Annotated in this window: 10 protein-coding genes; 6 read left to right on the top strand and 4 right to left on the bottom strand. The window is 68.1% G+C overall.

Going from position 1 to position 9,527, the window contains the following annotated elements:
* The 5 genes from ACZ3HV_RS44245 to ACZ3HV_RS44225 form a co-directional block, all read left to right on the top strand.
* Positions 1-216 (top strand): glycosyl hydrolase family 65 domain-containing protein (locus tag ACZ3HV_RS44245; protein ID WP_465693878.1); only part of this gene is annotated, 216 nt, incomplete at its 5' end.
* 13 nt (positions 217-229) lie between these two features.
* On the top strand, positions 230-2,311 hold the full coding sequence (gene pta / locus ACZ3HV_RS44240) for a phosphate acetyltransferase (RefSeq protein WP_465693877.1): 2,082 nt from the start codon (positions 230-232) through the stop codon (positions 2,309-2,311).
* On the top strand, positions 2,308-3,501 hold the full coding sequence (locus tag ACZ3HV_RS44235) for an acetate/propionate family kinase (protein ID WP_465693876.1): 1,194 nt from the start codon (positions 2,308-2,310) through the stop codon (positions 3,499-3,501). The genes pta and ACZ3HV_RS44235 overlap by 4 nt, the downstream gene beginning before the upstream one ends.
* Positions 3,502-3,541: 40 nt before the next feature.
* Positions 3,542-3,673 carry a hypothetical protein gene (locus ACZ3HV_RS44230; RefSeq protein WP_465693874.1) on the top strand — a complete coding sequence of 44 codons (132 nt, stop codon included), beginning with the start codon at positions 3,542-3,544 and terminating at the stop codon, positions 3,671-3,673.
* Positions 3,674-3,785: 112 nt separating this feature from the next.
* Positions 3,786-6,164: a phosphoketolase family protein gene (locus tag ACZ3HV_RS44225; protein ID WP_465693873.1), complete on the top strand. Its 2,379-nt coding sequence runs from the start codon at positions 3,786-3,788 to the stop codon at positions 6,162-6,164.
* 44 nt (positions 6,165-6,208) lie between these two features.
* Here the strand turns inward: ACZ3HV_RS44225 and ACZ3HV_RS44220 are convergent, their stop codons facing one another.
* Positions 6,209-6,619 (bottom strand): LuxR C-terminal-related transcriptional regulator, encoded by a 411-nt coding sequence (locus tag ACZ3HV_RS44220; protein ID WP_465693872.1) that lies wholly within the window; start codon positions 6,617-6,619, stop codon positions 6,209-6,211.
* 157 nt (positions 6,620-6,776) lie between these two features.
* Here ACZ3HV_RS44220 and ACZ3HV_RS44215 point away from each other — a divergent pair, with 157 nt between their 5' ends.
* Positions 6,777-7,424, top strand: coding sequence for a helix-turn-helix domain-containing protein (locus ACZ3HV_RS44215; protein ID WP_465693870.1), 648 nt, complete (start codon positions 6,777-6,779; stop codon positions 7,422-7,424).
* A gap of 56 nt (positions 7,425-7,480) precedes the next feature.
* Here the strand turns inward: ACZ3HV_RS44215 and ACZ3HV_RS44210 are convergent, their stop codons facing one another.
* Genes ACZ3HV_RS44210 through ACZ3HV_RS44200 form a run of 3 tightly spaced genes read right to left on the bottom strand, consistent with a single transcriptional unit; the run spans position 7,481 to position 9,252 of the window.
* Positions 7,481-7,708, bottom strand: coding sequence for an SHOCT domain-containing protein (locus tag ACZ3HV_RS44210; protein WP_465693869.1), 228 nt, complete (start codon positions 7,706-7,708; stop codon positions 7,481-7,483).
* A 29-nt stretch (positions 7,709-7,737) separates the two neighbouring features.
* Positions 7,738-8,298 carry a flavodoxin family protein gene (locus ACZ3HV_RS44205; RefSeq protein ID WP_465693868.1) on the bottom strand — a complete coding sequence of 187 codons (561 nt, stop codon included), beginning with the start codon at positions 8,296-8,298 and terminating at the stop codon, positions 7,738-7,740.
* Positions 8,299-8,319: 21 nt separating this feature from the next.
* Complete coding sequence (locus ACZ3HV_RS44200; RefSeq protein WP_465693866.1) at positions 8,320-9,252, bottom strand: universal stress protein; 933 nt, start codon at positions 9,250-9,252, stop codon at positions 8,320-8,322.
* Between the last annotated feature and the right edge of the window lie 275 nt (positions 9,253-9,527).

The following is a 9,527-nucleotide window of genomic DNA, read 5'->3' as shown; positions in this document are numbered from 1 at the left end:
TTCGGCCCGCACTGGCCAGGCAAACTCGGCACCCTCCGGATGGCGCTGCGCTACCGCGGACACCGCCTCGTCGCCGAAGTCTCCACCACCGGGGTGACGCTCACCGTCGATCCCGGCCCCGGCGCGCCGATCACCGTCCGCTGCTTCGGCCGGACCCGGCATCTGAAGGCCGGCGAGTCAGCCACCTGGTCTCACCGCACCACCGGCGGCGAGTAGCTAGGGTGCAGGCATGGGGAGCAGCGTTTACGTCGCGTCGGTGGAGGGGTCCACCGGAAAATCCACAGTCGCCCTCGGACTGCTTCAGCAGCTGTCGCGCCGGGTCGACCGGGTGGCCGTGTTCCGCCCGATCGTTCGCCCGGACATCGCCACGCACGGTGGCCGTGACTACGTCCTGGATCTGCTCACGGCCCACGATGCGGTCCAGTTGGCGTACGACGACAGCCTCGGCGTGACGTACGACGAGGTGCACGCGGACCCCGACGCCGCGCTCGACGCGATCGTGCAGCGCTATCACGAGGTCGCCGACCGTGCCGACGCCGTACTCGTCGTCGGCAGCGACTACACCGATGTGGGGACGCCGACGGAGTTCTCCTACAACGCGAAGATCGCCGCCAACCTCGGTACGCCGGTCGTCCTTGTTCTCAACGGGTTCCAGCGCAGTCCGCGTGATCTTCGGATGATCGGCGACATGGCCATCGGGGAGCTCCGAGGCAACCACGGTTCGCTGGCGGCTGTGGTCGCGAACCGCGTCGCTCCGCAACAGCTCGCCGACACAGTCGCGGCACTGACCGGTGCCGGCGGACCGGCGTTCGCCCTTCCGGAAGAGCCGCTCTTGAGCCAACCTACGGTGGCCGACCTGCTAGGCCCGGTCGAAGGTCGTTTGCTGAGGGGCGACCCCGCGCTCCTCACGCGCGAGGTCACCGGCCTCGTCGTCGCAGCTATGACGATGCCGAACGTGCTCGACAGACTGTTCGACGGAGCCGCGGTGGTCACCGCGGCGGACCGCCCAGAGGTGGTGCTCGGAGTCCTGATGGCCCACGCGTCGCTCAACTTCCCGCAGATCTCCGCGGTCGTCCTCAACGGTGATTTCACGCTGCCGGCCCAGGTCCAGCGACTGATGGACGGCCTCGGGGTGACCTTGCCCATCCTCGAGACCACCTTCGACACGCAGGCCACGTCGGCGGCCCTGACTGCCGTCCGCGGGCGCCTCACGAAGGAGTCGCCGCGCAAGGTGGACGCGGCGCTGTCACTGTTCGAGCGGCACGTGGACGGCGAGGCCCTCCTCGATCAGCTCGAGGTCGCGCGCAGCAACGCGGTGACGCCGCTGATGTTCGAGCACCAGCTGATCGACGAAGCAGTTGCCCACCGCAAACACATCGTCCTGCCCGAAGGCGAGGAGGAGCGCATCCTGCGGGCTGCGGACGTCCTGCTCCGCCGGGGAGTGGCCGACCTGACCCTGCTCGGGAATCCGGTGACGATCAGCGCCAAGGCCGCCGGACTCGGCGCCGACATCGCCGCCGCCCGGGTCATCGACCCTGAGCACGACCAGCTCGCCGAGCGGCTCGCGGCGGAACTGCACCGGCTGCGGCAGCACCGCGGGGTCGACCTGGACCAGGCCCGGGAACTGATCAAAGACGTCTCGTACTTCGGGACGATGATGGTCCAGCTCGGTCTCGCCGACGGCATGGTCTCCGGGGCCGTGCACACCACTGCCCACACGATCCGCCCAGCGCTCCAGGTCGTCCGTACGGTGCCGGGGGTCTCGGTCGTCTCGTCGGTGTTCTTCATGTGCCTGCAGAACCAGGTCCTCGTGTACGGCGATTGTGCGGTCAACCCTGATCCGACGGCCGAGCAGCTCGCGGACATCGCGATCTCGTCGGCCGCGACGGCAGTTGCCTTCGGCATCGAGCCGCGGGTCGCGATGCTGTCGTACTCGACCGGCGCCTCCGGCTCGGGATCGGATGTCGAAAAGGTGTCGAAGGCAACCGCCATCATCCGGGAGCGGGCTCCGGAGCTTCCGGTCGAGGGACCGATCCAGTACGACGCCGCGATCGACAGCGCCGTGGCGAGGACGAAGCTGCCCGGTTCACCGGTGGCCGGCCGGGCGACCGTGTTCGTCTTCCCCGATCTCAACACGGGAAACAACACGTACAAGGCCGTGCAGCGCTCGGCGAACGCCGTCGCGGTGGGACCGGTCCTGCAGGGTCTGCGCAAACCGGTCAACGATCTCTCGCGCGGAGCGACCGTACGGGACATCATCAGCACCGTCGCGATCACCGCCGTTCAGGCTCAGCAGGGTGGCGCCGAATGAGCGACCACGTGCTGGTGATCAACGCGGGATCGTCATCGCTCAAGTACAGCGTGGTCGACGCCCGGACCGGTGCAGCGGCGGCCGCCGGTCTGGTCGAGCGCATCGGTGAAAGCCAGAGCCGCCATGTCCACCGCTCCTCGTCCGGGGAGTACGAGAGCACGCGGTCGATCTCGACCCACGAGGATGCGCTGCGCGGAGCGATCGATGCCTTCGATTCCGACGGGCCGTCGCTCGCGGACGTGGGCATCGCGGCAGTCGGCCACCGAGTCGTGCACGGCGGCTCCCGATTCTCCGCGTCGGCGCTGATCGACGACGCACTGATCGCCGAGGTGACCGATCTGGTACCACTCGCCCCGCTGCACAACCCGCCGAACCTCGAGGGAATCCGAGTAGCACGTCGGCTCTTTCCCGACCTGCCACAGGTCGCCGTCTTCGACACCGCGTTTCACCAGACGCTCCCACGGCAGGCGTACACGTACGCGGTGCCGTTGAACTGGCTGGAGGATCACGGGATCCGCCGCTACGGCTTCCACGGTACGTCGCACGCGTTCGTCTCCCGCGAGGCCGCCCGGCTGCTCGGACGAGATCCGGCAGACGTGAACGTCATCGTGCTGCATCTGGGCAACGGGTGCTCGGCGTCCGCGGTGCGAGCCGGGCAGTCGGTCGAGACCTCGATGGGTCTGACGCCACTCGAGGGGCTCGTGATGGGGACCCGTTCAGGTGATGTCGATCCGGCGATCCCGGCGTACCTGACCCGGGAGCTGGGCATGTCCACGGACGAGATCGACCTGGCTCTCAACACCGCATCGGGGCTGAAGGGGCTCGCTGGCGAGAATGACTTCCGTGAACTGTCGCGACTGCGCGCACAGGGCGACGAACGAGCCGACCTGGCCTTCGACGTGTACTGCCACCGGATCCGCAAGTATGTCGGCGCCTACTACGCCGTCCTGGGAACGGTCGATGCCGTCGTCTTCACCGCCGGTGTGGGTGAGCACTCGGCCGACGTTCGGGCGGCGTCACTGAGCGGCCTGGAACGCCTCGGGATCACCATCGACGACGACCGCAACAACGCCCCGTCCGCCGGAGCCCGCCGGATCTCCACCGACGACAGCCAGGTCGCGGTCTTCGTCGTCCCCACGAACGAGGAATGGCAGATCGCCCGCGAGACGCTCAGCGTCGTACAACCCTGACGGCCGTCAGCGAGCGAGGTCCGGGAATTCCGCGTCCGGTATGGCCACCGGCAGCCGGGTCCTGCACCACCTGACCCGGCTCCTGCCGGGCAAGCGGAACACCGTCGTACTCCCGGGCTTCCAGGTGCCAGGAACTTGCGTTCGCCTGAGCCGTCGCCACGAGTGCCGTTAGGTCCCGCAACAGGGGGACCTTCGGCACTGGGGACGGCAGCCGGGCGCCGCGACGCTGGTGACCATGGACGTTGACCCCACCGGCTGATCGCACCAGCAAAGGAAGGCCACCTATGCATGAGCTCACCGGAAAGCCATTGACCGCCGAGGAAGTATCCGATCTCGACGCCTACTGGCGGGCGGCCAACTATCTGTCCGCCGGCCAGATCTACCTGCTCGCAAACCCGTTGCTGACCGAGCCACTGCGACCGGAGCACATCAAGCCTCGACTCCTCGGTCACTGGGGTACGACGCCTGGGCTGAACATGCTCTACGCGCACCTCAACCGGGTGATCCGGCGCCGCGACCTGACCATGATGTACGTCATCGGCCCCGGTCACGGCGGGCCGGCCATCGCGGCCAACACCTGGCTCGAGGGCAGCTACACCGACACCTACCCGGACGTGTCCCGGGACGCGGCGGGGATGGCGCGCCTCTTCCGGCAGTTCTCCTTCCCCGGCGGCATCCCGAGCCACGTCGCACCCGAACTGCCCGGCTCGATCCACGAGGGCGGCGAACTGGGCTACTCCCTCAGCCACGCGTACGGCGCGGTGCTCGACAACCCGGAGCTGGTTGTCGCCTGCGTGATCGGCGACGGCGAGGCGGAGACCGGACCGCTGGCGACGTCGTGGCACTCGAACAAGTTCCTCGATCCCCGCACCGACGGCGCGGTCCTGCCGATCCTGCACCTCAACGGCTACAAGATCGCCAACCCCGCGATCCTGGCCCGGATCGGCGACGACGAACTCACCCGGCTGTTCGAGGGATACGGCTACCGGCCGTACCTTGTCGAAGGCAACGAGCCCGAGCACGTTCACCAGGCGCTCGCGCTGACCCTCGACCAGGCTCTCGACGACATCGCGGAGATCCAGGCCGAGGCGCGCGCTGACCTCGGCGCGCCACGCCGCCGATGGCCCATGATCGTCCTACGCACTCCCAAAGGCTGGACCGGACCCCGGGAGGTCGACGGTGTACCGGTCGAAGGGACGTGGCGATCGCATCAGGTGCCACTGGCCCACGTCCGGACATCGCCCGATCACCTGCGCCTCCTCGAGGTCTGGCTACGGAGCTATCGTCCGGACGAGCTGTTCGACGCCGAAGGCCGGCCCGCACAGCGGCTGCTCGCGCAGGTCCCGCCGGGTGACCGCCGGATGGGTTCGAGCCCCCACAGCAACGGCGGGCTCCTCAGCCAGGACCTCGACTTGCCGGAGCTCACCGAGTACGCCGTACCGGTCGAGGGACCGGGCGCAACCGAGCATGAGCCCACGCGGGTCCTCGGCGACTACCTGCGCGATGTGATGCGTGCCAGCCTGCCGCATCAGAACTTCCGCGTCTTCGGGCCGGACGAGACCGCGTCCAACCGGCTGGACGCCCTGTACGACGTCACCGGCAAGGCCTGGAACGCCGAGGTGCTGCCAACCGACGAGCACCTGGCGGTCGACGGCAGGGTGATGGAGATCCTCAGCGAGCACACCTGCCAGGGCTGGCTCGAGGGATACCTGCTGACCGGCCGGCACGGCTGGTTCTCCTGCTACGAGGCGTTCGTGCACATCGTCGACTCGATGGTGAACCAGCACGCGAAATGGCTCAAGGTCACTCGCTCGCTCCCCTGGCGACGGCCGATCCCCTCACTCAACTATCTGCTCACCTCTCATGTCTGGCGGCAGGACCACAACGGCTTCTCCCACCAGGACCCAGGATTCATCGACCACGTGGTGAACAAGAAGGCCGAAGTGATCCGGGTCTACCTGCCGCCGGACACCAACACGCTCCTGTCGACCGCCGAGCACTGCCTGCGCAGCCACGATTACATCAACGTGATCGTGGCCGGCAAGCAGCCCCAGGCGGACTGGCTCGCCCCGGAGGCTGCTGCCCTGCATTGTGCTCGCGGCCTCGGCATCTGGGACTTCGCCAGCAGCGACGACGGCTCCCCGGATGTGGTGATGGCGTGCGCGGGCGACGTACCGACACTGGAGACGCTCGCGGCGGTGAGCCTGCTGCGCGAGCACCTGCCGTCGTTGAAGGTCCGGGTCGTCAACGTGGTCGATCTGATGCGTCTACAGCCGGCGAGCGAACACCCGCATGGCCTGGCCGACGCCGACTTCGATGCGTTGTTCACGACGGACAAGCCGATCATCTTCGCGTATCACGGCTACCCCTGGCTCATCCACCGGCTCACCTACCGGCGGACGAACCACCACAACCTCCACGTCCGTGGGTACAAGGAGGAAGGTACGACCACGACGCCGTTCGACATGGTGGTACGCAACGACCTGGACCGTTACCACCTCGCCCTCGACGTCATCGACCGCGTCCCCGGTCTCGGCCAGCGGGCCGCCGACGTCCGCCAATGGCTCATCGACCAGCGAGCCCGGCACCACACCTACATCCTCGCTCACGGCGAGGACCTGCCCGAGATCAGGAGCTGGCGCTGGCCGGGCACGCGGACCTGACCGTGAAGAAGGTTGTCGCGGGCATCGACAGTGCCACGAGCCGGCTAGGACTGCGGGTGCTTCTTCGCGTGTTCGACGGCGAAGACGGCGGCTTCGGTACGGCGTTCGAGGTTGAGTTTGCGCAGCAGCGACGAAACGTAGTTCTTGACCGTCTTCTCGGCCAGGAAGAGCGACTGGGCGATCTGCCGGTTGGTCTTGCCTTCGGCGATCTCGGCCAGGATCTTGCGCTCCTGATCGGTCAGCGACGCATACCTGGGATCCTCATCGACAACCGGGTGACGCAGCCGCTCCAGCACCTTCACCGTCATCGTCGGATCCAGCAGCGACTCACCGGCCGCGATCCGCCGTACCGCATCAATCAGCGCATCGCCGTGCACCTGCTTCAGCAGATAACCCGCCGCGCCCGCCATGATCGCCGTGAACAGCGCCTCATCGTCGGAGTACGACGTCAACATCAAACACGCCGGTGCCAGGGGCGACGGTCCCACCCGACCCAGGACCTTCGGCGCGAAGGTGCCGACCGGCCCTACTCCTTGAGGACATCTTGCCCTGCCCGCCGAGATGCCTGCCTGATTGGCTGGAACTGCCGAAACAGAGGGAAGGCGGAGTCCGATGGACACCAGGTCACAGACCGCAGGCAAGCCGAGCGACCTCGGCATCCGCATCCGGGAGCGCCGCCTCGGCCTCGGCCTGAGCATCGCGGACATCGCGGAGCGAACGGGCTTGAGCCGGGAGCGCATCGTGCACGTCGAGACCCGGCCGTTCGCACTGACGGGCAGAGAACTCGCCCAGTTGTCGGCTGCCCTCGATATCAGCATCGGCGACCTGACCGGCCCGCACGAGTCGAGGACCCCGCGGCGTCCACCATTGGCACCCGTACTCGAGCCGATGCGCAAAGAGGAGTGTGTGAAGCTCATCGAGGCGGGGGGTGTCGGCCGGATCGCGTACAGCGGCGCCGACGAGCTGATGGTCATCCCGGTCAACTACTGCTACCTCAACGGCCTGATCATCTTCCGGACCGCGGCCGACAGCGTGGTCGCGCAGTTCGACCTGGCACCGATCGCGTTCGAGCTCGACTTCACCGACGAAGGCCTGCAGATCGGCTGGAGCGTCTTGGTGCACGGCCTGGTCCGTCCAGTCACCAGCCAGGAGATCGATGTCGCCCGTGACCGCGTGGAGCCATGGGCCGGCGGAACCCGCGAGTCGTACATGGCCATCGAACCCCACCGCTTCACCGGCCGCCGGATTCGCTCCTGGTGAACGCGGGAAGAGGGCCTCACCGTCAGGGCTGACGGTGAGGCCCTCTTCCGCTGCCTTCAGCGATCCAGTTCGTGCTCGCGCAGCCGGGCGCGGGCTTCGTCGAAGTCCTCGCGAGTCATCTTGCCGGCGGCGAAGCGGCGTTCGAGGATGTCGAGCGGCGACGGGAGGCTGGTGGGCGTCGGATGCGGCTGGTGGATCAGTCGCGCTGCGGCCCACGCAGCTCCACCAGCGACGAGCACCCACAGCGTCACCACAAGGAAGATCCAGCCCGCATCGGGGCCCATCGCATGCATCATCATTCCTCCTCGGGCTTTCAGGCGGCTGTTGCGGAGGTGGTGAGCAGGCGGCCGAGTTGCTCGCCCCAGCGGCGGGCGCGCTCGATCTCGACCTCGCGGATCGGCCCGGTCGACTCGTCGACGAAGAAGCTCGCCGACGGCGAGATCAGCCGGAAGCCCAGCTTCCGCAGCAGCTTCGCCGCCGACCGCGCGGCCGATCCCGGCAACCGGCGCACCTTGGCGATCCGGGTGTCGAACGTCGCCACCTCCACTCCCTTGGAGCGGCGCCCGGCGCTCGATCGCGTGTCGCTGGCCAGTGCGGCGAGCCACTCGCGGATCCCGACCTCGATCGGCATCACCACCTCGTCCTGCTTCACCGCGTCCCGCCGGGTCGAGACCCGGCTCATCGAGAATGCGTGTGTCGGCCCTCCGACGACCAGCAGCCCCACGTCGGCGGGGATCACAGTCGGCGCTTTGTACACCGCGACGATCTCGGTCGCGACACTCTGCCGCAGCCCGTCGCGGATCGCCCGCGCGATCCGCTCGGTGTTTCCGAACATCGACTCGTACACGACGAGCGCACGAACGGTCCCAGACATGGTCAATCCCTCCGGTCAGGGTCAGTACGTCGGAGCAATGAGTTCGCCGCGCCGGATGGCGCGCTGTTGCGGCACGTGCTCGCGCTCGGTGGTGGTCAGGTGATGCGGCACGATCGCGACCGGGCAGGTCATCGCGGCCACGGAGCGGCGGGTCACCGGGTCGATCGCGAAGGGGCCGCTGTGCGCGCCGACCACGACCAGGCCGACCTCACCACTTTCGTGCACGAGCGCGGCGGACGGCTGACGGCTGCTCAGGAAGCGCGTCACCTTCACATCCGGGAACTGGTTCGTCCACGGCGCAAGCGTCTCCGACAGCAGGTGATCCGCCCGGCTGATCCACGAGTGCTCGGGGTCCTCGTCGTTCCAAGCATGCTCGGCGGGCAGACCTGCGTGCACGACGACCAACTCGGCCTCCCTGCCGGCAGCGATGCCGAAGGCGAACTCGAGCGCCTCCGACGACAGCTCGGTACCATCGATGCCGACGGCAACCTTCCGATCGATCAGGGACGGCTTCCACGACGCCGGTACGACGACCACCGGGCAGCCGGCCCGACTGGCCAGCGTCAAGTTTGCCTGTGTGTTGACGAGCCGCTGCGGACCACGCGCGCGGGCCCTGCCGATCACGAGCATCCGCGCCTTCCGTGCCGCGTGCGCGAGCACCCGCAAGCGCGAGCCCTCACCGGCGACCGCAGCCAGCTCCATGGCATAGCCATGGTGATGCCGGACGTGAGCCACCGCGGCCCGCAACGCATCGTCCGCCAGCTCAGCCGGCGCCTTCGGCGAGTAACCCGGCATCATCGGCGAGAACGACCCATGGGCCGAGTACGGCGCCACCAGCACCAGCTCGGCGCCACACCGCAGCGCCTCGGCGGCCGCGTAGTCGACGATCCGCAGATTCTCGGCACTGCCATCAACCTCAACCGCCACCGGACCGGTCCGCGTCCACGTACTCATCTCTGTCACCTCTCTGTCACTTCAAGCCTGTCCCGCTTACCTCGACATCGGCAGGGCCACACAGGCCCTCCGCACCCGCCGGATGGACCGAGGTGCGGAGGACCTTCGACCAGCGGCCCATGCCCGTCACGACTCACGAGGGGCGGGGCAACTGCCAGCCCGCGTGCCGGCCGGTCAGTCTGCTCACCGCAGCCATGGGTACTTGCGGACGAAGTCCAGGCTGCTCCACCACTTGCCGAGGCCCCACACGTTGCCAGCAGCAACGAGCGCGAGCA

The organism is Kribbella sp. NPDC020701 (assembly GCF_055562215.1).
The sequence above is the reverse complement of the archived record's forward strand: the minus strand, read 5'-3'. Positions and strand labels throughout refer to the sequence as shown.

What these genes read in the sequence shown, in the direction of transcription:
- ACZ3HV_RS44215 (WP_465693870.1), top strand. Translation starts at nt 6,777, where the DNA reads ATGGACACCAGGTCACAGACCGCAGGCAAGCCGAGCGACCTCGGCATC.
- pta (WP_465693877.1), top strand. Translation starts at nt 230, where the DNA reads ATGGGGAGCAGCGTTTACGTCGCGTCGGTGGAGGGGTCCACCGGAAAA.
- ACZ3HV_RS44230 (WP_465693874.1), top strand. Translation starts at nt 3,542, where the DNA reads ATGGCCACCGGCAGCCGGGTCCTGCACCACCTGACCCGGCTCCTGCCG.
- ACZ3HV_RS44225 (WP_465693873.1), top strand. Translation starts at nt 3,786, where the DNA reads ATGCATGAGCTCACCGGAAAGCCATTGACCGCCGAGGAAGTATCCGAT.
- ACZ3HV_RS44220 (WP_465693872.1), bottom strand. Translation starts at nt 6,619, where the DNA reads ATGTTGACGTCGTACTCCGACGATGAGGCGCTGTTCACGGCGATCATG.
- ACZ3HV_RS44200 (WP_465693866.1), bottom strand. Translation starts at nt 9,252, where the DNA reads ATGAGTACGTGGACGCGGACCGGTCCGGTGGCGGTTGAGGTTGATGGC.
- ACZ3HV_RS44205 (WP_465693868.1), bottom strand. Translation starts at nt 8,298, where the DNA reads ATGTCTGGGACCGTTCGTGCGCTCGTCGTGTACGAGTCGATGTTCGGA.
- ACZ3HV_RS44235 (WP_465693876.1), top strand. Translation starts at nt 2,308, where the DNA reads ATGAGCGACCACGTGCTGGTGATCAACGCGGGATCGTCATCGCTCAAG.
- ACZ3HV_RS44210 (WP_465693869.1), bottom strand. Translation starts at nt 7,708, where the DNA reads ATGGGCCCCGATGCGGGCTGGATCTTCCTTGTGGTGACGCTGTGGGTG.